At 63.1% G+C, this 25,519-nt stretch carries 30 protein-coding genes; 16 read left to right on the forward strand and 14 right to left on the reverse strand.

Translation table 11 applies throughout. The features are described 5' to 3' along the window. Positions 1-68: 68 nt before the first annotated feature. Positions 69-1,016, reverse strand: a complete 948-nt coding sequence (locus tag PSH86_RS28840) for an alpha/beta hydrolase (protein WP_212801588.1) — start codon at positions 1,014-1,016, stop codon at positions 69-71. 108 nt (positions 1,017-1,124) lie between these two features. On the opposite strand from PSH86_RS28840, the gene PSH86_RS28845 reads away from it, so the two are divergent. From PSH86_RS28845 to PSH86_RS28910, 14 genes are all read left to right on the forward strand, one after another. Next, on the forward strand, positions 1,125-1,700 hold the full coding sequence (locus PSH86_RS28845) for a DUF6436 domain-containing protein (protein WP_249015679.1): 576 nt from the start codon (positions 1,125-1,127) through the stop codon (positions 1,698-1,700). Between the two features lie 404 nt (positions 1,701-2,104). Continuing rightward, positions 2,105-3,028, forward strand: coding sequence for a sigma 54-interacting transcriptional regulator (locus tag PSH86_RS28850; protein WP_116833683.1), 924 nt, complete (start codon positions 2,105-2,107; stop codon positions 3,026-3,028). Positions 3,029-3,121: 93 nt separating this feature from the next. Continuing rightward, a complete protein-coding gene (locus tag PSH86_RS28855) occupies positions 3,122-3,331 on the forward strand; it encodes a type III secretion apparatus protein RspA (protein WP_109752469.1) in 210 nt (69 codons plus the stop codon). A 61-nt stretch (positions 3,332-3,392) separates the two neighbouring features. Further along, positions 3,393-4,322, forward strand: coding sequence for a type III secretion protein (locus PSH86_RS28860; protein ID WP_305486590.1), 930 nt, complete (start codon positions 3,393-3,395; stop codon positions 4,320-4,322). Between the two features lie 46 nt (positions 4,323-4,368). Continuing rightward, positions 4,369-4,743, forward strand: coding sequence for a type III secretion system inner rod subunit SctI (sctI, locus tag PSH86_RS28865; RefSeq protein WP_305486593.1), 375 nt, complete (start codon positions 4,369-4,371; stop codon positions 4,741-4,743). A 14-nt stretch (positions 4,744-4,757) separates the two neighbouring features. Beyond that, positions 4,758-5,645, forward strand: coding sequence for a type III secretion system inner membrane ring lipoprotein SctJ (gene sctJ / locus PSH86_RS28870; RefSeq protein ID WP_176688956.1), 888 nt, complete (start codon positions 4,758-4,760; stop codon positions 5,643-5,645). Beyond that, positions 5,642-6,232, forward strand: a complete 591-nt coding sequence (locus PSH86_RS28875) for a hypothetical protein (RefSeq protein ID WP_305486597.1) — start codon at positions 5,642-5,644, stop codon at positions 6,230-6,232. Before sctJ ends, PSH86_RS28875 begins: the two co-directional genes overlap by 4 nt. Further along, positions 6,210-6,803 (forward strand): type III secretion system stator protein SctL, encoded by a 594-nt coding sequence (sctL, locus tag PSH86_RS28880; RefSeq protein ID WP_134926259.1) that lies wholly within the window; start codon positions 6,210-6,212, stop codon positions 6,801-6,803. Before PSH86_RS28875 ends, sctL begins: the two co-directional genes overlap by 23 nt. A 416-nt stretch (positions 6,804-7,219) precedes the next feature. Further along, positions 7,220-7,444, forward strand: coding sequence for a type III secretion protein (locus PSH86_RS28885; RefSeq protein ID WP_109752478.1), 225 nt, complete (start codon positions 7,220-7,222; stop codon positions 7,442-7,444). Then, the gene (locus PSH86_RS28890) at positions 7,431-7,868 is read left to right on the forward strand and encodes a type III secretion system chaperone (protein WP_109752480.1); all 438 of its coding nucleotides are present in this window, start codon (positions 7,431-7,433) and stop codon (positions 7,866-7,868) included. Before PSH86_RS28885 ends, PSH86_RS28890 begins: the two co-directional genes overlap by 14 nt. Then, positions 7,861-10,011 carry a type III secretion system outer membrane ring subunit SctC gene (sctC, locus tag PSH86_RS28895; protein WP_305486604.1) on the forward strand — a complete coding sequence of 717 codons (2,151 nt, stop codon included), beginning with the start codon at positions 7,861-7,863 and terminating at the stop codon, positions 10,009-10,011. Before PSH86_RS28890 ends, sctC begins: the two co-directional genes overlap by 8 nt. Beyond that, on the forward strand, positions 10,008-10,217 hold the full coding sequence (gene hrpT / locus PSH86_RS28900) for an HrpT family type III secretion system protein (protein WP_024619913.1): 210 nt from the start codon (positions 10,008-10,010) through the stop codon (positions 10,215-10,217). Before sctC ends, hrpT begins: the two co-directional genes overlap by 4 nt. Positions 10,218-10,223: 6 nt before the next feature. Next, on the forward strand, positions 10,224-10,601 hold the full coding sequence (locus PSH86_RS28905; RefSeq protein WP_116833689.1) for a transcriptional regulator: 378 nt from the start codon (positions 10,224-10,226) through the stop codon (positions 10,599-10,601). A 204-nt stretch (positions 10,602-10,805) separates the two neighbouring features. Continuing rightward, positions 10,806-11,255 (forward strand): type III secretion system chaperone, encoded by a 450-nt coding sequence (locus tag PSH86_RS28910; RefSeq protein WP_109752485.1) that lies wholly within the window; start codon positions 10,806-10,808, stop codon positions 11,253-11,255. A 70-nt stretch (positions 11,256-11,325) separates the two neighbouring features. On the opposite strand, the gene PSH86_RS28915 is transcribed toward PSH86_RS28910, so the two are convergent. From PSH86_RS28915 to PSH86_RS28970, 12 genes are all read right to left on the reverse strand, one after another. Further along, positions 11,326-11,844 (reverse strand): type III effector, encoded by a 519-nt coding sequence (locus PSH86_RS28915; protein ID WP_176688952.1) that lies wholly within the window; start codon positions 11,842-11,844, stop codon positions 11,326-11,328. Between the two features lie 114 nt (positions 11,845-11,958). Beyond that, entirely contained in the window at positions 11,959-13,059 is a 1,101-nt protein-coding gene (sctU, locus tag PSH86_RS28920; RefSeq protein WP_116833690.1) for a type III secretion system export apparatus subunit SctU, read from the reverse strand. Between the two features lie 15 nt (positions 13,060-13,074). Then, positions 13,075-13,872 (reverse strand): type III secretion system export apparatus subunit SctT, encoded by a 798-nt coding sequence (gene sctT / locus PSH86_RS28925; RefSeq protein WP_109752489.1) that lies wholly within the window; start codon positions 13,870-13,872, stop codon positions 13,075-13,077. Continuing rightward, complete coding sequence (gene sctS, locus PSH86_RS28930) at positions 13,872-14,126, reverse strand: type III secretion system export apparatus subunit SctS (RefSeq protein WP_003206603.1); 255 nt, start codon at positions 14,124-14,126, stop codon at positions 13,872-13,874. Before sctS ends, sctT begins: the two co-directional genes overlap by 1 nt. 9 nt (positions 14,127-14,135) lie before the next feature. Continuing rightward, a complete protein-coding gene (sctR, locus tag PSH86_RS28935; protein ID WP_116833691.1) occupies positions 14,136-14,789 on the reverse strand; it encodes a type III secretion system export apparatus subunit SctR in 654 nt (217 codons plus the stop codon). Next, a complete protein-coding gene (sctQ, locus tag PSH86_RS28940; protein ID WP_305486615.1) occupies positions 14,786-15,892 on the reverse strand; it encodes a type III secretion system cytoplasmic ring protein SctQ in 1,107 nt (368 codons plus the stop codon). The genes sctR and sctQ overlap by 4 nt, the downstream gene beginning before the upstream one ends. Further along, complete coding sequence (locus tag PSH86_RS28945; RefSeq protein ID WP_163856251.1) at positions 15,889-16,458, reverse strand: type III secretion protein; 570 nt, start codon at positions 16,456-16,458, stop codon at positions 15,889-15,891. The genes sctQ and PSH86_RS28945 overlap by 4 nt, the downstream gene beginning before the upstream one ends. After that, positions 16,451-16,870: a YscO family type III secretion system apparatus protein gene (locus PSH86_RS28950; RefSeq protein ID WP_109752496.1), complete on the reverse strand. Its 420-nt coding sequence runs from the start codon at positions 16,868-16,870 to the stop codon at positions 16,451-16,453. The genes PSH86_RS28945 and PSH86_RS28950 overlap by 8 nt, the downstream gene beginning before the upstream one ends. After that, positions 16,857-18,215, reverse strand: a complete 1,359-nt coding sequence (locus PSH86_RS28955) for a FliI/YscN family ATPase (protein ID WP_109752498.1) — start codon at positions 18,213-18,215, stop codon at positions 16,857-16,859. Before PSH86_RS28955 ends, PSH86_RS28950 begins: the two co-directional genes overlap by 14 nt. Beyond that, entirely contained in the window at positions 18,215-19,108 is an 894-nt protein-coding gene (locus PSH86_RS28960; protein WP_163856249.1) for an FHA domain-containing protein, read from the reverse strand. Before PSH86_RS28960 ends, PSH86_RS28955 begins: the two co-directional genes overlap by 1 nt. A 156-nt stretch (positions 19,109-19,264) precedes the next feature. Further along, positions 19,265-21,352, reverse strand: coding sequence for a type III secretion system export apparatus subunit SctV (sctV, locus tag PSH86_RS28965; protein ID WP_109752501.1), 2,088 nt, complete (start codon positions 21,350-21,352; stop codon positions 19,265-19,267). After that, the gene (locus PSH86_RS28970) at positions 21,349-22,491 is read right to left on the reverse strand and encodes a TyeA family type III secretion system gatekeeper subunit (protein ID WP_178082467.1); all 1,143 of its coding nucleotides are present in this window, start codon (positions 22,489-22,491) and stop codon (positions 21,349-21,351) included. Before PSH86_RS28970 ends, sctV begins: the two co-directional genes overlap by 4 nt. Positions 22,492-22,786: 295 nt before the next feature. Between PSH86_RS28970 and PSH86_RS28975 the strand changes: the two genes are divergently transcribed. Then, the gene (locus PSH86_RS28975) at positions 22,787-23,338 is read left to right on the forward strand and encodes an RNA polymerase sigma factor (RefSeq protein ID WP_109752503.1); all 552 of its coding nucleotides are present in this window, start codon (positions 22,787-22,789) and stop codon (positions 23,336-23,338) included. Next, the gene (locus PSH86_RS28980) at positions 23,335-23,931 is read left to right on the forward strand and encodes a GNAT family N-acetyltransferase (protein ID WP_305486628.1); all 597 of its coding nucleotides are present in this window, start codon (positions 23,335-23,337) and stop codon (positions 23,929-23,931) included. Before PSH86_RS28975 ends, PSH86_RS28980 begins: the two co-directional genes overlap by 4 nt. Positions 23,932-24,248: 317 nt before the next feature. On the opposite strand, the gene PSH86_RS28985 is transcribed toward PSH86_RS28980, so the two are convergent. After that, complete coding sequence (locus tag PSH86_RS28985) at positions 24,249-25,463, reverse strand: cytochrome P450 (protein WP_109752508.1); 1,215 nt, start codon at positions 25,461-25,463, stop codon at positions 24,249-24,251. Positions 25,464-25,519: the final 56 nt, after the last annotated feature.

The following is a 25,519-nucleotide window of genomic DNA, read 5'->3' on the forward strand; positions in this document are numbered from 1 at the left end:
GATTACAAAACCTGGGTTCACTTAAATACCCTGTGGGAGCGAGCTTGCTCGCGATGGCAATAACCCAGTCACCGCCGAACCCGGCTCATCCGCTTCGTCAAAAACCCAAACATCTCCTTCCGTATCGCCAGCGCCTCATTCGCCAAATGATGACGCCCTTCGGGCAACATCAATATCTGCGGCCGGTCGAACTTGCTGCGCAGCACTTGCAGGTTGTGCACCCAATCCACCGTCATGTCCGCCTGCCCCTGCACGATCAACGGCTGGCGCGGGCTGCTCGGGGCGGCTTCGATACGCTTGATCCATTGCCCCAACGCACCCACCCAAGCGGTGGGCAGGCGCAGAGGTTGCAACGGGTCGGCTTGCAGGAAGGGCAGGAACTGCGGGTCGGTGGAGTTCTCGCTGAAACGCCGGGCGATACCGGTCACGAACGGCTTGAGCAGGTAATAACTCAGGCGCGACCAACCCCAGGCCCGCGGTCGCACCAGGGGTGACAGCAGGATGACCTGGCCCTGGGCCGGGCTCTGTGCGCCTTGGTTAAGCACGTGATCGACGACGATGGCCCCGCCGGTGCTTTGGCCGCACAGGTGCCAGGGTTGCGGCAGGTCCAGCGTCCCGGCCTCGGCCAACAGACCCTGCAAGGTGGCCTGGTACTCGGCAAAATCCTCGATGCTGGCGCGTTCGCCACTGGACAGGCCGTGGCCCGGCAGGTCGCAGGCGATCACTGCGAATTTCTGCTCCAGGGCCCACTCGATCAAGTGCCGGTAAAGCCCCATGTGATCGTAGTAACCGTGGAACACAAACAAAGTCGCCACGGCTTTTTCCGGCCACCAGACCTGGCTGACCAGTTCATAGCCTTTTATCTCGAAACACCCCAACCCCCTGCGCAACGCACGTTGGGGGAAGTCCAGCCCATAGAACCGTTGATAAGCCTGTGCTTGTTCCGACAGGGGTTGCCACTGTGCCAAGGGTTGCAGGCTGGCACGCAGGAGATCGGGGTCGAAAGTGACAGGCATCAAGGTTTCCAGGCATGGGCGCATCGCGCGAAACAGACTTTACAAGCCTGCGATATTCATCTGTCGCGGCAGGCATGGCAAGCTACGCGGCTTCAGAGGATCGACTCCATGCGCCCATCCCACCGCACGACCTTGCTCGCCAGCCTGCTTGCCCTCGGATGCGCCATCGTATTGTGGGCGGCCTACGACTGGTTCCAGGGCCGTTTCCTGCGGGCTTTCAGCCAACACACCGCGGTGTTTTCCGGCGATCCTCTACGCCTGCCTGTCGATCTGGCCGGCCCTGGTGCGATACGCCTGGTGCACTTCTGGGACCCGGCATGCCCGTGCAACGTCGGCAACCAGCAGCACCTTTCCGAGCTGATCGATAAATATGTACCGCAAGGCGTCGAGTTTTATGCGGTACAAAAAGCCGGCAGCCAAGGTCGGCTGCCGGCCACGTTGAGCAGCTTGAAAACCCTCTCGGCGCTTCCCGGATCGAACCAGATTCCCGCCAGCCCGGCCGTGGCAATCTGGGATCGCAGCGGCAAACTGGCGTACTTCGGCCCCTACAGCGAAGGCCTGACCTGCAACTCGAGCAACAGCTTCATCGAACCGATTCTGGAGGCATTGAGCATTGGCCGGGAAGTTGATGCTACTCACACGTTGGCGGTGGGCTGTTACTGCCCATGGTCGGTTTCAAACTGACAAATTAACTACAACACGTATTGCCGGCTTGCTCTTGGGCGACGCCACAAAGTTGAGCCCAGTACTCGCCTCTAGAGCTCTTACTCAAAGTAAGGGCCTGAGTTGAACCGTTTGTCGGATCCAATTTTTCCCAAAGACGCGATTGCCCCTCCTTTTCGGCCTGTGCCCCGTGCCAGGCGGGTTGTGCAGGGCATTTGACGCCTGCCGACCGTTTAGCTGAATCGATTAACAGCGGCCGTGCCAGCATGAACTTTTTTTTAATCTCTTCTCTAAACCTCGTAACCAAAAAAATGTTGATTTCCAGTGCAGTCGCGCGGCGGCGCTAACTCGAGGAAGTTTCACACGCCTTTTCATCTTTCAACTTGTCGACCTTCCTAAACCAAACAAGAATGGAATCGTCAGTGATGCAAAAGCTGCTATGCGCTGCACTTTCCAATCCCCATAAAGAAGACGCCCTCAACCTCGAGGCGTTTGTCCAATGTGTCGCCCCGCTCATGATCGACGTGCTGCTGCGCGGCGAAACTGGCACCGGTAAAGACACGCTGGCAGAAAAGATCCATCGCATGTCGGGTTGCTCCGGCAAGTTCGTTGCGATCAACTGCGCCGCCATCCCCGAAACACTCGCCGAGAGCCAGCTCTTCGGGGCCAATACCGGCGCGTATACCGGCGCCAGCCAAAATCGCGCGGGGTTCGTCGAAGCCGCGCATAACGGCACGTTGTACCTGGACGAAATCGACAGCATGCCGTTGGGCCTGCAAGCCAAGCTGCTGCGTGTCCTGGAGTCGAGGACGGTCCAGCGGCTGGGCTCGACCCAGAATATCCCGGTGAACATGCGGGTCATCGCCTCCGCCCAGTGTCCACTGGGGGAAATGGTCGAACGCGGCGAGTTTCGCCGGGACCTTTATTTTCGCCTGAACATCATCAGCCTCAAGCTGCCCCCTCTGCGCAGCCGCAAGGAACGCATCGTGCCGCTGTTCCAGTCGCTGGTGCGGCGGGAGGCCCAGGCACTTGACCGACCCTATGTCGCTCCCTCACCAGCGCTGTTGCGCCAACTGCTCGGCTACTCCTGGCCTGGAAACATCCGCGAGCTGCAATCCGCCGCCAAGCGATATGTGCTTGGCTTGCCGGCACTGCCCCGCGCAGAACCACTGGAACACAACAGTTCAACGCTCAAGTTGAAGGAGCACCTGCAGCAGTTCGAGAAAATCCTCATCGAGGACTGCATGCGCCGCCACCATCATTGCATCGACAAGGTCATCGCCGAACTGGGTATCGCCCGGCGCACCCTGTATTACCGAATGAAGTGCCTGCAAATATCGACGAGTTGAGTGGGATCGGTGGAACCGTTTACGCAACGGTCGCCACTTAACCATCGAGACGCTCACGATCGTCTCGCCATTCCACAACCCGGAGATACGACTATGAGTTTTGGTGGACTTTCTCTCGCGGCTTCCACGGCTGCCATGCAGCAGATGGACGCGACCTCGGCTGCGATGACAACCATGAAATCCGAATTCGACCAGAAGAAACTGGTCGCAGACACCATGAACGCAATCGCGGCAGGGTCGATGGACACCGCAACCAAAGCCATCACCGCCATGGGGGAGGCATCCAAAGGCATACGATTCTGACCCATCCGCTTCAGTCCCCGCTTCGGCGGGGCAACCTCAAGCGCGATGCGCAGGAGGCCCTATGCACATTGACTTGCCAGACAGCCTTCGTGCTCTCAGAGACCTGTCCCATGACGAGCCCACGCGGCGCCCTGCCCAGACTCCACCGGGCCTGGCGAACGTGGTCGCCGAGCACCTGGCATTGCATGGGGCCGGCGACCGGTTGCGGGAGTCGCTCGTCCAGTGGGGCGACGAACAGGGTTCGACGAGCGGACAGTCTCGCTTTGGCTGGCGCAACCCCCAGGACAGATTGGCCGCAGAGACCGAAGACCCTTTGCGCCTGGTGCTGGAAGACATCCTGGAAGAGATCAACAGCGGCACCGGTTCCAATCTCGACGTGGACATCGATGACGCCTATTCCAATGAAGACCTGTTCAACGATCTGGCCCAGATGTTCGCCCATCGCCGGCAACCCATCGGTGACAATGATCTGGACAGCCAAAGCGATTTCGGCAGTGCCAACAACCCCTTCTGTGGCGCCTTGTTCGGTGCCTGGGAAATGGAGGGCGATCACGCCACGCGGCGCGGTCGTCATGACGCGAGCCTGTCGCTGCTGCTCAAGATCATCGCGGTCCTGGGCCGAAGGAAACTGTTGACGCTACTGGACATCGACGAAGGTGACGGCCAGGCGCGCTATGAACCGGACGACCAGGACCTGTTGTTCGAGATCGCGGCATTCATGGACCAGCACCCGACGCGCTATCCCCCACCGGCGACCCTCGATGCAGAACGGTGGACATGGACCGAACGCATTGCCCGCGGCACGGCACTGGACGCTCGCGAAACTCGCTTGTTCCAGCTTGCCCTGGAAGAGCTGGATTTCGCCCTGGCCCGCCTTGCCGGCCAACAGGCCCCGATACGCCAGCGCGTGCGCCGCAGCCGGGAAGAAATCGAGTTTCACCTGAGCGTCACCGGTAGCGCTCGCAACGTCTTGAGGCTGATGTGCGCCTGAAGGCACCCGCTCTTTGAATTCCAGCCATTGAAACAGGAGATATTCCGTGGACGTACATGCCATCGACCCCAGCAACCTCGCCTCCACTTCCGCCAAAACGAGCGCCAGGCCACAGGCCAGTGCCGAAACCAGCGATGTCAGTTGGTTCAACGCACAAATGCGCGAGAATGCCCCCGCCCCGGACAGCGAAAACAATGTCGCGGCACGCATCATTGACTCGTTGTCGAGTCGCTCCGGCGAATTGCAGCGTCTGGATGATCGCGCCAACCGCGACATGATCAAGGCCGTCCGCACCGCCGACCCGCAAGATATGTTGCAGTCGAACCGGTCGTTATCATCCTTCCACCTGGAAAGCCTGATGACCGCGAAAATAGTCAGCAAAGGCTCCCAGGCCATCGAGAAGCTCACCAATCTTCAGTAAAGGGAAGGCCGGTCATGTCCATGCGCGCGTTCTCAACACTGTTGCTGTGTCTGCTGCTCACCGGTTGTGACGAACGGACGGCGCTGCACAGCCATCTTTCCGAGCAGGATGCCAACGAAGTGATCGCCGAGTTGGCGAACAAGAACGTGGAGGCGAGCAAGCAAGTCGATAAAGACGGACTGACCGTACTGGTCGAGCCTGCCGACATGAACAGCGCCGTCCAAGTCCTCGAAGCCGCCGGCCTGCCGCGTCGGTCCCGCTCCAGCCTGGGGGAGATCTTCCGCAAGGAGGGGGTCATTTCCACGCCGATGGAAGAGCGTGCCCGCTACATCTACGCGCTGTCCCAGGAGCTCGAATCGACGCTTTCACAAATAGATGGCGTGGTGCTCGCCCGGGTCCATGTGGTCCTGCCGGAACGGGTGGCCCCGGGTGAGCCGGTCCAGCCCGCATCGGCCTCGGTCTTCATCAAGCACACCAGTGCCCTGGACCCCGACAGCATTACCCCGCGTGTGCGTAACCTGGTCGCCAGCGGGATTCCCGGCATGGCCGACGCCACTCAGAACCCGACCAAGTTATCGGTGGTATTCGTGCCCGCCGCACCCTATCAGGAACAGCGCAAGATGGCGTACTTCGGCCCCTTTCTCATGCAGGCCGATGACATCGGTTACTGGCGAGCGGTGACCGTGGCGGCAAGCATCGCCTTGCTCGCCATCCTGATGGGCGCCCTCTATGGCCTCTATCGACTATGGCGCCAGGGCGTGTTGGTGCTGCCACGGTTTCTCGAGCACAAGCTCGCCAAGCCAGCCGGAGCGCCCGCCGCACCTCAAGGCAGTGCGACACCTGGGCTGTTTGCCGTGAAACCCCCGGGGGCCAAGCCCGGCAGTAACGGTACCGCCGCATGACGGCGGAAATTGAATGGGTTCGCTGGTGGAGCCTGGCTTGGCGCGAAGCAGACCGGGACTGGTATTCATCGACGCTTTGCCTGCTGACCGCACCGCAAATCGACGCCCTCGCCCGGGGGCACCATGCCGCGCTTGCACGTAGCTTCGGCATGACCCCGTGCATGCCACCCCAACCCAGTCCGGCGCTGCAATCACTGTTCTGCGGTACACCGCGGACCTTGTTCCTTGCCTGCGAATTGGTGGCGAGCACTTGCGCACCGTTAACGGCAACGCCGGCACTTTCCACGCAAGACCGGGCCTGGTGCGAGCGCACCGCCAAAGCCCTGCGGCCGGGACACTGGCTCGAACAAGGCCAGGATCCGCTCGCACTGCTGCGCGCCTGGCTGGGTGAACGGGTCTGGGAACGTGCGCGCCTGGCGTTCCCACGCGACAGAATCATCACCATCGAATCGGTGAGCGCCCCTCAACCGCCAGCCGCCAAGCTGAACACGCTTTGGCAGTCCGCCTGCTGGAAGGCTGAGCAAAGCCTGGCAGCCCCGGCCACTATCCAAACGGAGAAACACGATGCTCGCTCGGCGTTCGCTTGAACTGCGCCCCGATGGCCAAAGCCTGTCGCAGCCCTATATCGCCCGCGAAACCCTGGTGGATTGTGCCCGCGCGCAGGTCGTCCTCGAACAGGCCCAGGCCCAGGTTGCGCAATGGCTTGAACGCGCCAGCACAGAGGCGGACGCGTCCGTGCTTGAGGCTCAAGCTCGATTCTGGGAAAAGGCCGAGACCTTGCTCGCCGCCTGGGAAGCCCAGCGCCAAGCCATGTGGGAGCGGATCGAGACAAGCGCCGCACACCTGGTCAACGAAGCCCTGGGGACGCTGTTGAACGAGGTCCCGGAGCAGGCACGTATCGATGCGCTCGTCCGCCAACTGGCGTCGCGCCAGGACGACCCGGTCAGCGCCACCCTCCGCTGCCATCCCGAAGACCTGGCGAGCCTGACGCAGAGCCTGGGCACCGATGGCAAGCGCCCCTGGACACCGGTGGCGGATGCCGACATGGAACGACATCAACTGAAGCTGGAAACGCCAGGCGGCACATTCCTGCTCGACTGGCCCTCCGCTGTCAAAGCCTTGCGCCTGCCTGATCCACCACACATCCCTGCAAACTGACCCACCGCTATCGCGAGCAGGCTCGCTCCCACAGGGGATTTGTGCTGGCTGCAATGTCTGTGAACACCCCGGAAAAACTGTGGGAGCGAGCCTGCTCGCGAGACGGCGGCACATCCAACATCACCGCAAGCTGACCCAACGCTATCGCGAGCAAGCTCGCTCCCACAGGGGATTTGTGCTGGCTGCAATGTCTGTGAACACCCCGGAAAAACTGTGGGAGCGAGCCTGCTCGCGAGACGGCGGCACATCCAACATCACCGCAAGCTGACCCAGCACAGTCACCCCCAACGCCAACTGACCCACCATCAACACAAGCAAACCACACTTCCCCAGGTTTTTTTCCTCATATGCGCGGAACCGCCAATGGCATGACCACCACTCACATCGTGAACATGCCTAACCCAGAGGAACCGCCCATGTCTTCCGCCGATGCCGTCCAGCGCCGCCTCGACACCTACTTCCAACGCGCGACCGACAACGTCAACAACGCTGCGATGAACGCGGCGGAAACGCAGTCGCTCGACGACATGCATTCATTCCTGACCAGCATGAACGGCATGTCCGTCGCGGTGAACGCAGCGACTCAACAGACCACTGCCCATCACAACCTCGCCAAGGCGATCATCGATGCAATGCCATGAGCTGCGAACACAGCTCACCCGCTGGAGCGCCAGCGTCGATGGCCCGGAGCACTTCGGCCTTGTCATCGACGATGGCGAGGCGACCTTCAGCAAGCTCGACGAGGCCTTGCTGGTATCGGTCGAGCTGACCGTCCCGATGACCCATGAGGTGGTTCTGGAAGACCTGCTTCGGCTGGCGCACCCAAGCCTCTCGCGATTTCCCGGCGCGCTGGCCCGTTCGCCGCAGGACGGGCGTTTATGGCTGCTGACGCAACTGGCGCCGGACGGGCACATCGACGACCTCATCGAGGCACTCGAAGCACTGCTCAACCAGCGCGATACCTGGCAATCCATTCTCAATAAAGACCAACGTGCCGCTGCGGCGCCTGTAGCGCGACGCCTCTCGCACTCTCACTTGCTCGGAACAGGAAACCGCCATGCCTAACAGGTGGCTTACGCCGTACCGCTTGATGACCGCAGGCAAGGTACACCTTGGCCAGTCGATCCCACGCCCCTGGGCAAAACCTTCGCTGGTCGCACTGGCATTGATCGGTGCGCTGGGCGCGGGCCTGCCGGCACAGGCGGCCATACCGACCGACTGGAAGAACACGCCTTACGCCTACGACGCCCAGAGCACACCGCTGGCCAAGGTACTCGGCGATTTCGCCAACACCTTCGCGGTGCAACTGGTGATCGATGGCACGGTGAAAGGCACCGTCGACGGGCGGATGCGCGCTGAAAGTCCCCAGGCGTTCCTCGACAGGCTCGGCCTGGAAAATCGCTTCCAGTGGTTCATGTACGGCAACACGTTGTACGTCAGCCCCTTGCAGAACCAGGACTCCACGCGCCTGGAAGTGTCCGCTGACGCCGTACCGGACATGAAGCAAGCCTTGACCGACATCGGACTGCTGGATTCGCGTTTCGGCTGGGGTGAATTGCCCGACGAAGGCGTGGTCCTGGTATCCGGCCCGGAACGCTATGTACGCCTGGTGACGCAGTTTGCCGAAGCACGCAAGACCCCCGAGGAAAAACAGGAAGTGATCAGCTTCCCATTGCGCTATGCCACCGCCGCCGACCGCAACGTCAAGTACCGCGGCGAGACACTGGTCATTCCCGGAGTCGCCAGCATCCTGAAAGGTTTGCTGGAAAGCCGCAGCGCCGTGTCGGGCGGCATGCAGACGGCCTCGCCCCAAGCGTCGTTCCAGAACATGCAGGCCCAGCAATCGGCGACCATGGGCAACATCGAACAATTGGCATTGAACGGCATGGGGCGCCCGAACACCAACCGCGTACCGTCTGGCGCGAGCGGCGGTGGAGGCGGCCGGGGCAAGATCCGCGTCGAGGCCGACGTGCGCAACAACGCGGTGCTCATCTACGACGCGCCCAAGCGGCGGGAAATCTACACGCCGTTGATTCGCGATGTGGATGTACCGCGCAAGCTGGTGGAGATCGACGCGATCATCCTCGACATCGACCGCACGCAATTGGCCGAGCTGGCCTCGAACTGGAACGTCGAGAGCGGCGATCTGATCGGTGGAGCCTCGATGATTCGCCCCGGCGCCAGCTCGACGGTGTTCATTCAGGACTACGGCGATTTTTCCGCGCAACTGCGTGCCCTGGAGGGCCGTGGCCTGGCCTCGGTGGTGGCGAACCCATCGGTTCTGACCCTGGAGAACCAGCCGGCGGTCATCGACTTCAGCCGCACCGAGTACATCTCCGCCATCGGCGAGCGCGTAGCCACCGTCGAGCCGATCACGGCGGGCACCAGCTTGCAGGTCGTGCCCCATGCCATCGAGACCGGGGGGCGCAATCAGATCCAGATGTCCCTGGACATCGAAGACGGCCGCATCGAACCCTCGGAGGTCGGCCAGCAGACGCCCAGCGTACGTCGGGGCGTGGTCAGCACCCAGGCTGTCATGGGGGAAAGCCGGTCGCTGGTGGTCGGCGGATTTCATACCGAAGAGACCGGCGACAACCTCGAACGGGTGCCATGGCTGGGTCGCATCCCGCTGATCGGGCCGCTGCTGTTTTCCTCGACCACCCGCGAGACCAGCCGCCGCGAACGGGTCTTCATCCTGACACCGCGCCTGATCGGCGACCAGGTCGACCCGGCCCGCTATATCTCTGCCCTTGACCGCGAACAGGTCGACAGCGCCATGGCCCGCCTGGAAGAGCGTCGCAACGGCACCCGTCCCATCGGCCGTATCGAAGTCAGCGATGTGCTCGCCCAACTCGCCGACGGCAACATTCCGGCCACGTTCAAACAGGCTGCGTCGATTCCTTATTCGCCCGACACCTTGTGCGCGCTGCAACCCGGGCTATCGCTGGACGCTGCACGGGCGCAATGGTTCGCAGGTGCCGATTACGGCATCGCCGTGGGCGTGGTACGCAACGACGGCCAGCAGCGGTTGCGCTTCGACGAGGCGAGCTGCGGCAGCCGCTGGGCCCTGGCCACCTCCGCCTGGCCGAAGGTGTGGCTCGAGCCCGGCGAGGAAACCGAAGTGTTCGTGGTCATGAAACAACCCACGCGCACGCCAGGCGGCGAGCGCCCTTCTCTTCTGCAAACCAGCGCGAGGACCCTGCCATGAGTCGCACACCACTGTTGCTCGTTTTATTGCTGAGCCTGCCGGTGTTCGCCGGCTGCGCGAACCGCTCGGGCTGCCAGGGCGATGCCTGCAGCCGCGCCGAACCGGACAACGGTCGGCTGGTGATCTGGTGGTCGCCCGGCATGCGCGGCGGCCTTGGCTCCCCCGAACACCCACTGGACCATACGGTCGTCCCATTGGAGAACTGAAACGCTATGTCTTTTTCGGTACACAGCGTGAGCACTCGCCAGGCCTTCCAGAAGAACATCATCGCCGGCATCGCGACGTATTGGGAAATAGCCCCGGGCATTGAATTCTGTCTGCGACGCGAGCCTCACAGCGTCGGGCTCGCCTTACAGATACAAAGCCAGGCGCTACGCACAAACCAGATCCAGCATGCGCTCGAACGACGCTTCGCCCACCCGACCGACTACGCGCAGCTGTTCGTGTTTCTCGATCCGCAGCGAGCGCTCGTGGTCTGGCAGGCACTGCCCGAGGCGCCGCTGTCCACTGAACTGCTCGATGAAATCCAGTCCAGGCAGTTGTCGCTGCTGGGCCTGGAGGAGCTCGACGATTACTCGGTCACTTATTGAACGACACGATGACCCCTCTTTGGGGACATGTTTAACCTGTGGCGAGGGGATTCATCCCCGCTGGGCTGCGTAGCAGCCCCAAAGAGCTGATCACATCAACCTGATACACCACGGTGGCAGGTTCAGGGCTGCTTCGCAGCCCAGCGGGGATAAATCCCCTCGCCACAACGGTTCATGACATTTTTTGCATTGAGGGAGGTTTCCATGACTGTCGCACCGCTTGCCCAGCGCTTGATCTCGGCCCTCGCGCAACACCTGCACGCGGACTTGCAACTGGAAGGTGGCGTGTGTGCGCTGTATGACACGAGCAACCGCGAAGCCGTGGTCATCGAGCTGCCCGATCACGGCGACGTCGCTATCCTTCATTGCTCGATCGATGTCCCTGCCCACGCCCCCGGCCTGCACAAGCGCTTGCTGGAGCTCAACTTTCGATTGGACCTGCTCGGCGGCAGCTGGCTGGCGCTGGACGATAAGGGCAGCGTTCGCCTGTGCGCCCATTGCCCGCTGGCGATGCTCGACGAGGCGCGGTTCTGCCATTGGATCGTGGGTTTCATCGCCCAGGTCGGCGAGGTTCGTGCGCGCTTGGCGGTGCCTGCAATGCCCAGTGGCCCGCGTCCGGCCTCGCTCAACGCAAGCCGCACCCGACTGGGGTAGACGGTGGTTGGTGCAGATGCACATCGGCCCCATCGGACAACACCCCCGGGGTCGATGTACACCCTCCACCTTATCGAAGCTTCATCGCCTCGCCACCCTCCTGCATGACTTTCCTCGCGCTGTCCATGAAGCCCTTGGTCACCTCGGTCACCGTATCGCTCATCAGCTTGGCCATGTCGGCGGAGCTTTTAATCAGCATCATGGCGCTCTGGCGCTCTTCCATCTTCATCTGTATATCGAACTGCTTTTCCATCAACTCCTTTTGACGGGTTTCCATCTCGCTCATGAAAGAGTCCGGAGTGCGCGATGCCGAAGTGGCGCTGGACGTTTGCGCGTCATCCAGCGGTTGAGCTTCATTCGGCGCCGCCGCGTGGTTGGCGTCCCGCGTGCGGGTACGGCCACGTTGATGCACCGCAGGGGGCGTCGAGGAGGAGCGTCCCCGTGTGTGCAGGCTTTGGCTGCCCTGGCGCTGCTGCGCCTCACGGGGTCGTTGGCTCAGCGAGGGCGAGCGCGAGGGCGATAAGCTGTCGGCGCCGTGCAGGGCACCTGTGCCCCTTAGGGGGTTCGTCAGGGAACTGGGATCAGGCATGGAAAATCCTCCACGAGTCGATGTGTGGTGAGCACTGTCGGCAGGCCGGTATCGGCCGGACGAACCTGGCTCACTACCTGAGTGGCAACCACATGTGCATCGGTTCCATCGACCTCAACGCAGGTTCAATTCCGGAATCTCGATCACCTCGCCCTTGGCCTCGTCATCCAGCTCGCGCAGCACCCGATAAATGTGCGCAACCGCCTGGAGCGTTTCCCGAGGGATATAACCGCCGACGTCTTCGCGGTAGATCGTTCGTGCCAGCCAGATGCACTGGATGACCGGGACCCGCGCCGCCTTGGCCCGTTCGATCAGCGCCCGGGCCTCGGCATCGACGCCTTTGACGATCAGTTGCGGCAGCGGCGTTTCCTCGGGGCGATACAAAAGCGCCACGGCAAAGTGGGTGGGGTTGACCACCAGCATGTCGGCCTCCTCCACCGGCTTGGTTTCTTTGTTGACGGGCTGGTCGACCAATTGTCGGGCCAGGCTGCGGCGATGCATTTTCACGTGCGGGTCGCCTTCCATTTCCTTGAACTCCTTGCGCACCTCCTCCTCACTCATGCGCAGGCGCTTGGCGAAGAAATATTTCTGCAGGCCAAAGTCGAGAATCGCCAGCACCAGCAATACACCCAGGCAAACGTGCATGATGTGCCGAAACAGGCTGGCCAACCCGCGCCAATAGCTGTGCAAATCACCGTTGACCAGGCTGATCAACGAGCCGAGTGCCGGCAGGGTCACCAGATAAATCACGCTACCGATAAACACGGCCTTGACCAATCCCATGAACAGGTTGATCAGCGCCTGGCCGGAGAACATCTGCTTGGCCTGGTTCATCGGGTTCAAGCGGTTCGGGTCAGGCTGCAGGGCTTCGGGGGCAAACAGGAAGCCGAACTGTATCCAACCGGCCACCAGGCGCGTGACGATCGCCAGCCCCACGGTCATCAAGGTGAAATTGAGCAGCACGCCTCCAGCATGGGCCAAGGTTTCCTCGAAGGCCCGTACGAAGTCGACATCCAGCCGGTGCAGCGGGAACGCCACCAGGTCTTCCAACGCCTGCATGCTGTCGTCGGCCTGGGTCAATGCCACTTCGGTGATCGCCGCGAGCACCAGCAGGCTACTCAAGTCCTGGCTCTGGCCGACCTGGCCTTTGTTGCGCGCGTCGCGAATCTTCTTGGGCGTCGCCCGCTTGGTCTTTTCGCCACTGTCTTCGCTCATGGGCGAAGCCCTCCTTCAGGGCGCCTGCAACAACAAATGGAGCAGATGCCGGATTTCGCCATAGCGGCCAAGACGGCCCGTCATCGCGTCCCACAGGGTGGGCAGGTAGAACAGCAGGAAGCCCAGGCCAATCAGGCTCTTGGCCGGCATGGCGAGGACGAATACCTGCAATTGCGGGCTATACAGGCTGAGCAGCGCCAGGCTGAACTCCACCAGCAACAGCAAGCCGATAAAGGGCGCCGCGTAGAGCATCATGTGCATGAACATTTCGGCGAGCAGCCCGAGAAACACGCCGAAGCCATCCGCACCAGGCAATGGAAACCAGACGGTGGGCGACCACACCAGGTAGCTGTCCCAGATCACCTGGGTCAACGTGCCAATGCCCAGGGTGGCGACCAGCAGCAAGATCGTCATTTCCTTGAACAGGTGGCCCAGGGGCGTAGTGTCGGTGCCGAGCGCCGGGTTCAACTGACCACCGATGAGCGCGCCGCGCTGGTTGTCCAGCAAGGCGCCCACCGATTCGTACAACCAGAACGGCATCGCCAGCAGCACCCCGAGCAAGAAACCCAGCACCAGCTCCTTGAACATCAAACCGGCCAGGGACAGCCAATTGACCTGGGCGTCGATCAGCGCCTGGCGAATACCGGGCGCCGGCAACATGCCCAGGGCAAACACCACGGCATGGCGCGGCAAGCCTCGCAGGTGCTGGAAGCAAAACACCGGGACCAGGTAAGCGACCGGGTAAATGCGCGCCATGCCGAGCGCGATCGACAGCAGCAAGTCGAAGTACGGGACGAAAGCCTGGGCCGTCATCAGGTGTTGGCCATCATTTCGAATGCCCGGCGCAGCAGTCCCAGCAATTCCACGCCGATCCAGCGACCGGTGACCAGCAAGGTCAGCCCGACCGCCACCAGCTTGATGCCGAAGGGCAAGGTCTGGTCCTGGATCTGCATCAAGGCCTGCACCAGGGAGGTCAACACGCCGACGATCACCGCCACGATCAAGGGCGGCGCGGAGAGCAGGACCACCAGCAACATGCCTTCCTTAAACAACGTCAGCGCGTCCATCGCACGTCCTCAAAGATAGGAATAGAAGAGGCTGTCGAGCAATTGCGTCCAGCCCTGCACGAGGACAAAAATCAGCAGCTTGAGCGGCAATGAAATGGTCATGGGCGCGACCATCTGCATGCCCAGCGCCAGCAGCAGGTTGGATACGATCAGGTCGATGACAATGAACGGGATGTAGATCAGGAAGCCCATCTGGAAGCCGGCCTCAAGCTCCGACAGCATGAAGGCCGGGATGAGTAGCATCAGGTCGTCGCGACTGGCCTGCTCGGCGCGTTCCTTGGGCCACATCCGCTGGGTGTTTTCCAGCAGGTGAGCGAGGATGTCCGGGTTGGTATTGCGCGACATGAACGCCTGCAGCGGTTTTATCGCGTTCAGGGCAGAACCTTGCAGTGCCTCGGTACTGCTGAAATCCAACGGTCGCTCCTTCAACTCTTCGGCGATGTTGTGACCGACCGGCGCCATGATGAACAGCGTCGCGGCCAGCGCAATGGCATACAGCGCCATATTGGGCGGCACTTGCTGCACGCCGATGGCGTTACGGGTGATCGTCAGCACGATGGCTATCTTGAGAAAGGCACTGCAGATGATCAGCAGCAGGGGGACCAACGAGATCCCACCGATGAACAGCGCCAGCAGAAAGGGGTCGACCCCCTGGAAGCTCATCCAGCCACATCCACGCGAGCGATCTGCAGGCCCAACCGGCCATCGACCTCCACCAGCTCGCCATGGGCCAGGGCCCGTTCGCCATAGAACAGCGCCGCTGTTCCCGGTGTCACGCCCTGCACTTGCAGCACCGCGCCGGGCGCCAGGTTGCGCAGTTCGCCCAGGGTCAGGCTCAAGTGACCGCAGCGGATCGTAAGCGCCAGCGGCAGGTCGTCGAAGCGCTCGGGCAGATCGGCAGCAGCCGGTTCCATCATCGGCGCCTCCTCGGTTTCAGCGGCGGCATAGTCCAACGCCGGTTGATCGGCCGCCTCGGGGGCCTGGGCCTCAGGTTCGTAGCGGGCGGTATCGTCCCAGTCCGGCGTCAGGATGTCGGTGTCGGCGGTGGTGCTCATAACGGTCTCCTCCAGAGCGAGCAAGGTCAGGCGCAACGGTGCGGCACGGCTGTGTACCCGCACCTGCAAACAATGCCGGCCCAGGCGAATCAGCCCTTGGCCGGATGAGTCGAACAAGGCGGTTTCCGGCACCAGCACATCACCGGGACGCAGCGCCGCCAACTGCCCGGCAGCCAGTGCCAGGCGTCCCAGTTCCAGCGGAACATGCAGCGCAAAACCGTCGACCCCTGGTGCGGTACGCCGCTGCCAAGGGGCGGCGCGAAGCAGCCCCAGCAGGACCGAACCGGGCATTTGCAGATGGCTCGTGACGCGCGCCGCCCCCAGTCTCACGTCGAGCCGGCAGGCGATGCCGGGCACGGCAGGCTCGGCCGTTGGCTTGAGAAAGCCGAAGGCCAGGCGCAGGGGCTCGCTCAGGGTTTGCTGGAACAGCGACCAGAACCACGTGTCGTCCGGGCCGGGTTCGGCGGGCAAGACCACCGGGCATTCCCCGAACAGGCTGAGCACCGCGCCGGGCTCATCCAGGGTGAAAGCACCATGGGCACAGGCCAGCGCACACGGCGCCCCCCCAGCCACGTCGCCGCCCGGGGTCAGTTCCAGCAGGCCCGTGTCACCCGCCACCTCGAAGGGCAAACTGACGCCGATCCCCAATAGCCGCCGGGCGGTGGCGTCCTCGATGCCCACAAGCGGTAGCGCCAATGCATGGACGGTCATATCGCGCCTGCCTCTTCTTCCCGCGCCACGCGCACGCTCACCGGCTGGCCCAGGCTCTGGGTCAGCGCGTCTTCGAGGCGGCCGGCTCGACTCGACAACCGCGCCTGTACGTCTTCATTTTCGCTGTTCAGGCCGATGTCCCACCCGGACGCCCCGCCCAGCCGCCGGGCGGACACCTTGATGCGGCCCAGATTGGGCAGGTGCAGCAGCAGGTCCAATTGCTGGTCGAGCGTGGCGCGCAAGCGTGGCGTGAGCTGGTCGACAAACGCCTCCACTTCGCTGTTCTCCAAACTGACCAGGCCCGCCAGCGAACCGGTGCCCGCGGTGTCGTCCTGGGTACCGCCCCGTGGCGCATCGACCCACTGGCGAAACCAGTAACCGTCACTGCGTCCCGCCATTACGTCGGGGTCGAGCCCGGTTGTAGACACAGAGTCACGCGCCGCCGGACGGATGGCCCGGCTCACCTGGGCGGGCGGTTGCTCATACGCCCGAGGCGAATGCCGAACGGGAGCGGCCGGGGGGTTGTTGTGCGGTGTCGGCCCACTGCGCACGGTACGGTCATTCATCGCTGGGGATCTCCACCAAGTGCTCCATCATTGCGCTGAGCTTTTCCAGATCACGCCGGCGCCCTTGTAGCCGCTGCTGGGCGGCGGCCGTGTGCTGTGCCTGCTGCGCCTGTTCAGCGTCCAGTGCCTGCAATGCCTGCGCTTGCTCGGCCAGCTCGCCGATCAAACGTCGCTCCTGGGTACTCCAGGCATTGAGTTCACTCACGCTCAGCGCCCGGCCACAGTGCTCGCCATACAACGCTTCGCGCTGCACCGTCTGCTGCTCGCTGGTCGCCTGCATGCGCGCCCGCGCGGCGACCACCGCCGCTTCGCGCTCGCGCAAAAGCTCACGCTGTTGGCGCCATACTCGTTCAGCTTGCGCTTCACGGTGGCGGCGAATCGGCGCCAGGGCGTCCAGATCAACCCGGGACATAAGCGGTCAACTGCTGCAGGTGAGCGAACGTGGACGCGAACGGCTCCGGCTCACGCAGGTCCTGGCGCAGGAAGGCGTCCAGTGCTCCATGGGACTCCACCGCCAGGTCGGTCAAAGGGTCGGCGCCGGCCTGGTATTCGCCCAAGCGCAACATCAGTTCGATTTGCTCATAGGCCGACAGCAATCGACGCAGATTGATGCCCGCCCGCAGGTGCTCTGCCTCGGCCACGTTGGCCAAGGTTCGCGACAGGCTGGCCAGCACGTCGATAGCCGGGTAGTGGCCGCGCTCGGCGAGCTTGCGCGACAGCACGATGTGACCGTCGAGCAGCGACCGCACTTCATCCGCCACTGGATCGTTCATGGAGTCCTGCTCGATGAGCACCGTATAGAACGCGGTGATGGCGCCCTCGTTGGTCAACCCGGCGCGCTCGACCAGGCGCGGCAGCAAGCTGTAGACCGACGGTGGCAGGCCGCCGCGCCCCAGCGGCTCGCCGGCGGCCAGGCCGATTTCACGTTGGGCCCGGGCGAAGCGGGTCAGCGAATCGATGAGCAACAGGACGCGCTGGCCTCGGGCACGAAAGCCCTCGGCCAAGGCTGTCGCGGTGAACGCCGCACGGGCCCGTTCCATGCTCGATCGGTCGGAGGTGGCGCACACCAGGACCGCACGGGCACGCAGTTCATCATCCAGCTCATGGTCGAGGAACTCGCGCAGTTCGCGCCCACGCTCACCGATCAGGCCGAAGACGATGACATCGCAGTCAACGTTCCGGGCAATTTCCGCCAGCAGCGTGGTCTTGCCGCAACCGGCGCCGGCGAACAGCCCCACACGCTGGCCTTCACCCAGTGTCAGCGGCCCGTCGATGGCCCGTACGCCGGTCATCAAGGGCCGTTGGATACGCGGCCGCGCGGTGGGCGCCGGGGCCTCGCCAATCACCTGTGAAGCTTGCAGCACGTGTGGTCCGGCAAACGCCCCGGCGCCGCCGTCCACCAGCGGCCGGCCGAAGCCATCCAACACCTGGCCCAGCAACTGCGGCCCCACGCACACCCGATGGGGCATGCCCAACGGCTCCACCGCCGCACCGACCCGGACGCCTTCCAGGCCGCCCAGGGCGCTGAGCAAGGCATCGTGCTGGTCGAAGCCGACGATCTCGGCGAGCAGCGGCTCCCGGGCGTCGCGCTCGACTCGGCAGAGGTCGCCGATCTGTGCCCCTGGCAATCGGCACTGCAACAGGATGCCGCTGACCCGCTGCACCCGCCCACGCACCATGACCGGCGCGAAGCGACGCAGGTGCGCCAGTTGCCCGGCCTCCCAGGCCGCCAGTCGCGCGATGGCCGCCTGCGTCATCACCACGTGACCTCGTAGCGTTGGTCACCCTCGAAGGTGACTTTGCCGCTGTCGATGGCGGTCAAGCGCAGGCCATCGATCTGGTCGCCCAGGAACAGCCGACGTCCATCGGCCGTAACCACATGGCCACGCTTGCCACCGACGATCTGGGCGATCTGGAACGGCAGCTGCGTCAGTCGCTCCTTCACGCTGGCCGTGATCCCGATTGGCGTCTCGTAACGATCGTGGAAACGCTCGATCAAGCGCTCGACCATCGCCAGGCGTGGGCGCGGCAGTTCGCCCACCAGGACCAACTGGTCACCCTGGCTCTCGACCCGCACACCAGCGCCCAGATCACGCTCCTGCAACATGCGATCGAGTTCCAGGCGGACCGCCTCGACATTGTCCAATGCCACTTTGCTGTGCTTGAGCTGCTGGGCCGGGCTGCGCGCCACAGGCTGCGCCGGCTGGCTGGTAAAGGCCCAGGCGCTGGAGGCAACAGTAATCACCGCCGCGGCGATTGCCAGGCGCTTGGGCCACGATGGCCGCACGACGGGTTTCGGGGTTTCCCGCGCCGTCGTCAGATGCGCAGCGTCATCCAACGCCGCCTCTTCGGGCCAGGGCTGATCGGCCGGGGCCAGGCACAGCCAGACGCCTGCCACGGCAAACGGGGCATTGCTCTGCAAGGGCTCGGCCGGCGCCCAAGGTTGGCCTTGTCCATCGCAAACCGTCCCCTCCAGCAGCTCCAGCAGCCATTGGCCCTGCACCTGCCGCAGGCCAACGTGACGCCCACAGATGCCCGGATCGTAAAGCGCCAGGTCGGCATCCTCCGCCGCCCCGATCACCCATTGCTCGCCCACCAGCGGCAACGCCGCACCTCGGTGCAGACCACTCAAGACACGCAGTTCGAACATGGCCAGTTCCTCAAGGGGCGACAGACGCTCGCCCACATTCCGGTTGTACGACGGGGCACCGGCGGCGCCCGTCCTCTGTCACAGCCAGGCCATCGACCGCACCTGGATTTGCATCGTTACGTGGAGGCTGCGCTGCCGGCGCGCCAAGACCTGCCGTCACGCCGCGTCCTCCACTTGTAGTTTTTCCTGCTCGAGGTCAAAACGCCCCAGCACGGTGACCTGGGCATTGCTGTGCAACTCGCTGAAAGCGAGCACGGGCACGTGATTGAATTCGTCGCGCAACAAATCGCGCAGCGGTGCCCGCAGGTCTTGCGCCACCAGCAGCACGGCCACGCGCTTGGCGCGCAACGGGAAGCCTTCGCGCAACTGCATGACCAAGGCGCGGGTATGCAGGCTTTCCAGGGCAAAAAAGGTTTCCGTCTGGGTCTGGCGCAGCGCGTCGCGCAACAGGCCTTCGGTTTCCGGGGTCAACAGCCACACGTGCAGGCCGTCTTCGTCGCGGTACTGGTGATAGATCTGCGACTTCAGGGCGATGCGTGCGTAGTCGGTCAGCGCACCGACGTCACGCTCGTGCTGCCCATGCTCGATCAGCGACTCGGCGATCAGACGCACCGCTCGCAGCGGGACACCTTCGCCGGCCAGGCGCTGGAGCACGGCGGCGAAACGGGCCAATGGCATGGTTCTCTGCAGCTCCTGCACCAGCTCGGGCTGACCCGCTTCGAGCCAACTGAGGATCGACTTGCTCTCCTGGAGTCCCAGGAATTGCGGGCCCGTGGCAAACATGGCGCGGCTCATCCGTTCCACCAGTAATTCGCCGGCAGGCACCGCCTCCACTCGCTCGTCCGCCAGCAGCGGATCGTCAGGCGTCAGCCATAGCCACTGATGCTCGTCACGCACCTCGCTGCCGACCTGCACGTCGCGCGGTTCGAACGGCAGCGGCCCGCGCGCCACGGCCACACGTTCACCGAAAGTGGCGCGCAGCATCGGCACCTCGTGCACGCAGAAGCGGAACTCGTCGTCCTCCAGCAGCACGCTGTATTCGATCTCAAAGGGCGGCAGGGTCAGGCCAAAGCCAGCCACCAGGGCATTGCGCTTCTTGCGGATCGCCTGGATGACGTCCTCGGCCGCCGCGTTGCCTTCCATGGCTTTGGAAAACTGCAAAAGATAGGCTCGGGTCGGGTCGAAGCTGCGCAGGTCTTCGGCACCGTTTTGTGCCGGGGCGATGACCTCCGTCGGCTGGTCGCCCTGGCGTGCCTGCCGGGCACGCGCGTACAACTGGAGGATGCCTGCGGTGCCGGTGATCAGGGCAATGACAATGAACACCAGCGTCGGCATGCCGGGCAAGGCCGCAAAGCCGAGCATGCCCACCGACGCGATCACCCAGGCCTTGGGTTCGGCGGTCAACTGCTGGGCGATTTCCTTGCCCACGCTGCTACCCGCCGGCTGCCCTTCCGGCGACACCCGGGTGATGATCATGCCCGCGGTGAGGGAAATCAGCAGTGCCGGAATCTGCGCGATCAGACCATCACCGATGGTCAACACGGCATACAGGTGCATCGATTCGGACGCGCCCATGTCGTGCTGCATCATGCCGACCGAAAAGCCGCCGATGAGGTTGATCACGACGATCACCAAGCCCGCGATGGCGTCGCCCTTGACGAACTTCATCGCCCCGTCCATCGCACCGAACAGCTGGCTTTCCTTGTTCAATTCCTCGCGCCGCCGCCGGGCTTCGCTGACATCGATCAGGTTCGCCCGCAGGTCGCTGTCGATGGACATCTGTTTGCCCGGCAACGCGTCCAGGGTGAAACGCGCCGCCACTTCGGCGACCCGCTCCGACCCCTTGGTGATCACCAGGAAGTTGACCACCGTCAGAATGAGGAAGATCACCAACCCCACCGCCAGGTTGCCGCCCACCACGAAATTGCCGAACGCCTGGACGATATGGCCGGCGTCGCCCTGGAGCAGGATCAATCGGGTGGTCGCCACCGACAATGCCAGCCGGAACAACGTGGTCAACAGCAGCACCGCCGGAAACGAGGAAAACGCCAGCGGCCGTGGCAGGTACAGCGAGAGCACGATCAGCAGGCAGGAGATACAGATGTTGATCGCGATCAGCGCATCGACCACCGCGGTCGGCAAGGGCAGGATCAGCATGAAGACAATGCCCAGCACCACGAACGCCCCGACCACCTCGATGCGCCGCACCGCTTCGTTGGCGACTTTGTTCAACAGGGCGATCATGAGCGCGCTCCAATCACCGGCGCAGCGGTCTGGCTTCGGGGCTCGCCACGGGAACGCTCATCGAGCAGCACCAACAGATTCTTCAACGCGGTCTGTCGGCTTTTGCCATCACGCCAGAGGGGCAGCGGCAAACGCTTGAGCAAGGGATACAGGCCGTTCAGGGAGACCAGTTGGTCGCGCTCCTGGTCGCCCCCCAGCTCACGCCCGATGCGCCGTACTTCCGCCGCTGACAGGCCACTGCTGACAAACCCCAGCATGCGCTGGAGCAACAACACGGCGGTGAGCTGGCTGGCCGGACAGCTGTAGGCCAGTTGCTCCAGCAAACGGCGACAGCTGTGCAGGACACTGCCCAGTTGCGTCGAGGCCGCCAGGCCGATCAACAACGTGCGCAACAGCGCGGTAGGGCGTGAAGGCGTATGCGCGGCGATGTCGTCAGCCAGTGCCCGGCGCATCATGTCCAGCCCCGGCACGAACGCCGCCTCGCCAAACAGGCCAAGCAATGCTTGCATCATGGTGGGCAATGACTGCTTGAGCACCACGGTGTCGTAGTAGAGCCGCCGTACCGCCTGGCGCAATTCGGGATCGCCGCCCGCAGCGCGCAATGCCTCGGCGATGTTCATGCCCGCCTGGATCTGCGCGCCATAACGCTCGCGCAATAGCTGCAGGTAGTCGCGAGCACGCTGGGCTTCGACGAGACGCCCTTGCACCTCGGCATCGCGCAATGTTTGTTGCAGGATCAGGTCGGTACGGGCCGGGTCTCCACCAGTGGACTGCACCACTTCTTCAAGCACCGGCTCGCCACACAACAACAGACCCGCCTGGGCGGCCATGGCCCCCAGGCTCTGCTTGCCTGGATGACCGAGTTGGTCGTACCACTCCTCCAACTGCTCGCGCGTCTCGACCCGCACCTGGCCCACCTCACTGCGAGCATTGCGAATGCGCCGCTGGCTCAGCGCCTTGGTATTGCGCTCCACGTGATGGCTGAAGGTCATGCCGACCTCCTCCATCGAATTGGACTGCACGGCCTGGAACGATTCGACAGGCTTGCCCATGCCCACGACGGCCGAAGCGGCCTGGGCAAGATTGACGGCAATACGCGCATTGGTCGGGGCTTCTACTTTCATGATGGCCGTGAGCATGGTTTCGGACGCTCAGTGGGTGGCGGTGATCCGGCATTCGGTTCCATCGGCGACCATGGCCTTTTCTGACCGGTTCGAGAGAGCTTCCCGACCAAGCGTTCGCTCGGTGCAATTTCATGCAGTGGGGCTTGGGACGGCTGTGCATGCCCTTGCACAAATAGAGCAAAAGCACTAGATAAAAACACTTATTTATCAAATAGATAACTAACAAATTTGGCTTGGCACAGGTCCTGCTGACAGGGGAAACGTCGACATTTGCATCGACGCTACGGAACCTACTCAGAGGGATTTATTGATGAACAGCCTGAATCTCATGGCCCCCCCGCAAACCTCCCCGGCACCCACGGGTGCGCCAGGCATCTGCTTCGGCGAGGAACGCAAACTGCGTCTGTTTGTGCAAAAACGCGTACTCAACCAAGACGACGCCGACGACATCATCCAGCTCACCTACCTGGAAGCCTGGCGTAACCAGCAGAAGTTCAAAGGGCTGGCAAAGCAGGACACTTGGTTGTGCGGTATCGCCCTGAACCTGATCCGCAACCATTTCCGCCGCTTCTACGCACAGCCGCCGCTGAGCACTTTCGATGAAAGCGAGTTCAACGAGTCCAGTGACGACATTGATCTGAGTGAACTGTGCGACAACCGTCGGTTGCTGGACCGTACGCTGATCGCCATGGACGCACTGCCCAAGGACATGCGCGATACCCTGTGGACCGCCGTGGACACCGAAAGCAGCTATCGCGACGCTGCCGAACGGCTGGGCGTACCCATTGGCACCGTGCGTTCAAGGTTGTTTCGCGCGCGTGAACAACTCAAGCGAAGCGTCTACGGAGAAGCCCGGCCATGACTCAGAATCGTTTGAACAGCCGGCCCGACCTGCCACGCGGCGTGCGCCGCTACACCCCCGACGACTTGCCGGTGATGACAGATATCTTCAACGAAAGCGCTCTGGGGGGGACCAGTTCCCCTGTACTCAGAGCGTTTTCCCTGAAGGAAATGACGTTCTTCGTCGACTGTTTCGTCAAGGAGGGCGATCCGATCTACGTGCTCGAACGCGCTGGCGAAGTCGTCGCCTGGTTGATCGTCAATCGCTTTTGCTGGGGTGCCCAGGCCTGTCGATTGACCGGTGAAGTGTCGATCTACGTGCGCAACGACCACATCGGCAGCGGCGTCGGCATTCGCCTTGGCCAAGCCGCGGTGGTGTTGGCCAAACGGTATGGTTTCGAGACGCTGGTGGCCTGGATCATCGAGCACAACGAGGCCAGCAAACGCGGCGTACAAGGGCTTGGCGCGACGCAATGGGGACGCTTTCCAGGGATCGCCCGGTTCGCGGATAACCGTGCCGACGTTGTGCTCTATGGACTGCACCTGACGCCAAGCGACACGATACCCACCACCCTTTCAGCGCCGGCGCAAAACGAGGAGGTCAGCCTGGCGTGAGTCCACGGCTCGTCCGGCGGGACGTTGGACGAGCCGTTTTTCTATCCGGCAAAGGCCTGTGCCACTTTCTGCACAGGTCACAAACAACGTTACTCACCCAGGGTTTATTCGGTCCATTGTGGCGAGGGAATTTATCCCCGCCGGGCTGCGCAGCAGCCCCAAAAAGGTTGACTGCGACCAGCCAGGCACGCCACGGCGGCAGGCTTCAGGGCCGCTTCGCAGCCCAACGGGGATAAATCCCCTCGCCACACATTCATACGCCCTCTCAAGTAAACCGCATGCACCGTCACCAGGGCTTCTCCCGGCAAGCAACCGCTTCAGTCCACCGACCAACACACCGGCAACGCCTCCGGCCCCCTGAAGTTGGGTACGTAGCGCCAACGCACGGCGCCGGGATCGACCGCCAATTGCAGCCCGGGGCAACGCCGAAGAAGCGTATTCAATGCAATTTCCAGCTCCTGCCGGGCCAGCGAGGCGCCCAGGCAGTAGTGAGTGCCCTTGCCGAAAGACATATGTGGGCAGACCGGGCGAGCGATGTCGAGCGTGTCAGGATTTGCACACAGGGCTTCGTCACGATTGGCCGACCCCACCACCGCCATCAGCAGTTGCCCGCGCAACAAACGCTGCCCGCCCAGTTCGGTGTCACGGGTGACGAAGCGGACCATCGCCCGCTCCACCGACGAGTCATAGCGCAAAAGCTCTTCGACCGCGCCGGGCATCAGCGCCGGGTCGTCACGCAAGCGCGCCAGCGCCTTCGGGTGCTGCACGAGCATGTGCACGGCATTGCCGATCATCGACGCCGATGTTTCGTGCCCGGCGATGATCAACAAAGCGATCATGCTGCACAGCTCACTTTGGCTGAGCCTGCTGCCCTCTTCCTCGACCTGCACCAACGCCGAAACGAGGTCGTCGCCCGGCTGCGCCCGACGCTGGTCGATCAACGCAAGCATGTAGCCGGCGAATTCGTTGTAGCAACGCTGCAACTCGCTCAGGTCGTGGCCCACTTGCTGGACGATCATGTGGGACCAGCGGCGGAAATCGTCACGGTCTTGCGCGGGGACGCCAAGCAATTCGGCGATGACGGTGATCGATAACGGGAATGCATATTGGCTCACCACGTCCATTCGCCCGCTCGACCGCACGGGCTCCAGCAACGTCTCGGCGATCTGCTCGATACGCGGCCGCAGGGCGTTCACCGCCTTCAACGTGAAGGCCTTGTTGACCAGGCGACGCAAGCGGCGATGACTGTCGCCATCGCGGTTGAGCATGTGTTCGTTAAGGAACGCGATCGATTGCTCGCCACCGAGCATCGCGGCGAACTGCGCATCGATCCGCGACGGGTCACGGGCGAAGCGCTCGTTATCCAGCAGCACCTCCTCGACCTCCCGGGCTCCGGTGACGTACCACATCGGCAACTGCCCTTGCGCCTGGCTGAGGAACACCGGGGCCGCCTGGCGCAGCGCCGCATAATGCCGATAGGCCTCGCCGCGAAACGCGTCGCTATTGAAATCAAGGGTACGCTCGTAAGCCATGAACACTCTCCGGGGGCATGAATCGTTGCTCCTTGAGTGGCAGGGCTGACCAAAAA

The organism is Pseudomonas sp. FP2300 (genome assembly GCF_030687595.1).
In the GTDB taxonomy this organism is placed as follows: domain Bacteria; phylum Pseudomonadota; class Gammaproteobacteria; order Pseudomonadales; family Pseudomonadaceae; genus Aquipseudomonas; species Aquipseudomonas bijieensis.

What these genes read in the sequence shown, in the direction of transcription:
- PSH86_RS28980 (WP_305486628.1), top strand. Translation starts at nt 23,335, where the DNA reads ATGACTCAGAATCGTTTGAACAGCCGGCCCGACCTGCCACGCGGCGTG.
- PSH86_RS28985 (WP_109752508.1), bottom strand. Translation starts at nt 25,463, where the DNA reads ATGGCTTACGAGCGTACCCTTGATTTCAATAGCGACGCGTTTCGCGGC.
- PSH86_RS28960 (WP_163856249.1), bottom strand. Translation starts at nt 19,108, where the DNA reads ATGTTCGAACTGCGTGTCTTGAGTGGTCTGCACCGAGGTGCGGCGTTG.
- PSH86_RS28910 (WP_109752485.1), top strand. Translation starts at nt 10,806, where the DNA reads ATGACTGTCGCACCGCTTGCCCAGCGCTTGATCTCGGCCCTCGCGCAA.
- PSH86_RS28875 (WP_305486597.1), top strand. Translation starts at nt 5,642, where the DNA reads ATGACGGCGGAAATTGAATGGGTTCGCTGGTGGAGCCTGGCTTGGCGC.
- PSH86_RS28945 (WP_163856251.1), bottom strand. Translation starts at nt 16,458, where the DNA reads ATGAATGACCGTACCGTGCGCAGTGGGCCGACACCGCACAACAACCCC.
- PSH86_RS28915 (WP_176688952.1), bottom strand. Translation starts at nt 11,844, where the DNA reads ATGCCTGATCCCAGTTCCCTGACGAACCCCCTAAGGGGCACAGGTGCC.
- PSH86_RS28905 (WP_116833689.1), top strand. Translation starts at nt 10,224, where the DNA reads ATGTCTTTTTCGGTACACAGCGTGAGCACTCGCCAGGCCTTCCAGAAG.
- PSH86_RS28855 (WP_109752469.1), top strand. Translation starts at nt 3,122, where the DNA reads ATGAGTTTTGGTGGACTTTCTCTCGCGGCTTCCACGGCTGCCATGCAG.
- sctL (WP_134926259.1), top strand. Translation starts at nt 6,210, where the DNA reads ATGCTCGCTCGGCGTTCGCTTGAACTGCGCCCCGATGGCCAAAGCCTG.
- PSH86_RS28850 (WP_116833683.1), top strand. Translation starts at nt 2,105, where the DNA reads ATGCAAAAGCTGCTATGCGCTGCACTTTCCAATCCCCATAAAGAAGAC.
- PSH86_RS28860 (WP_305486590.1), top strand. Translation starts at nt 3,393, where the DNA reads ATGCACATTGACTTGCCAGACAGCCTTCGTGCTCTCAGAGACCTGTCC.
- PSH86_RS28970 (WP_178082467.1), bottom strand. Translation starts at nt 22,491, where the DNA reads ATGCTCACGGCCATCATGAAAGTAGAAGCCCCGACCAATGCGCGTATT.
- PSH86_RS28955 (WP_109752498.1), bottom strand. Translation starts at nt 18,215, where the DNA reads ATGACGCAGGCGGCCATCGCGCGACTGGCGGCCTGGGAGGCCGGGCAA.
- PSH86_RS28890 (WP_109752480.1), top strand. Translation starts at nt 7,431, where the DNA reads ATGCAATGCCATGAGCTGCGAACACAGCTCACCCGCTGGAGCGCCAGC.
- hrpT (WP_024619913.1), top strand. Translation starts at nt 10,008, where the DNA reads ATGAGTCGCACACCACTGTTGCTCGTTTTATTGCTGAGCCTGCCGGTG.
- PSH86_RS28950 (WP_109752496.1), bottom strand. Translation starts at nt 16,870, where the DNA reads ATGTCCCGGGTTGATCTGGACGCCCTGGCGCCGATTCGCCGCCACCGT.
- PSH86_RS28975 (WP_109752503.1), top strand. Translation starts at nt 22,787, where the DNA reads ATGAACAGCCTGAATCTCATGGCCCCCCCGCAAACCTCCCCGGCACCC.
- sctT (WP_109752489.1), bottom strand. Translation starts at nt 13,872, where the DNA reads ATGACGGCCCAGGCTTTCGTCCCGTACTTCGACTTGCTGCTGTCGATC.
- sctV (WP_109752501.1), bottom strand. Translation starts at nt 21,352, where the DNA reads ATGATCGCCCTGTTGAACAAAGTCGCCAACGAAGCGGTGCGGCGCATC.
- sctC (WP_305486604.1), top strand. Translation starts at nt 7,861, where the DNA reads ATGCCTAACAGGTGGCTTACGCCGTACCGCTTGATGACCGCAGGCAAG.
- PSH86_RS28840 (WP_212801588.1), bottom strand. Translation starts at nt 1,016, where the DNA reads ATGCCTGTCACTTTCGACCCCGATCTCCTGCGTGCCAGCCTGCAACCC.
- sctU (WP_116833690.1), bottom strand. Translation starts at nt 13,059, where the DNA reads ATGAGCGAAGACAGTGGCGAAAAGACCAAGCGGGCGACGCCCAAGAAG.
- PSH86_RS28885 (WP_109752478.1), top strand. Translation starts at nt 7,220, where the DNA reads ATGTCTTCCGCCGATGCCGTCCAGCGCCGCCTCGACACCTACTTCCAA.
- PSH86_RS28845 (WP_249015679.1), top strand. Translation starts at nt 1,125, where the DNA reads ATGCGCCCATCCCACCGCACGACCTTGCTCGCCAGCCTGCTTGCCCTC.
- sctS (WP_003206603.1), bottom strand. Translation starts at nt 14,126, where the DNA reads ATGGACGCGCTGACGTTGTTTAAGGAAGGCATGTTGCTGGTGGTCCTG.
- sctQ (WP_305486615.1), bottom strand. Translation starts at nt 15,892, where the DNA reads ATGACCGTCCATGCATTGGCGCTACCGCTTGTGGGCATCGAGGACGCC.
- sctJ (WP_176688956.1), top strand. Translation starts at nt 4,758, where the DNA reads ATGTCCATGCGCGCGTTCTCAACACTGTTGCTGTGTCTGCTGCTCACC.
- sctR (WP_116833691.1), bottom strand. Translation starts at nt 14,789, where the DNA reads ATGAGCTTCCAGGGGGTCGACCCCTTTCTGCTGGCGCTGTTCATCGGT.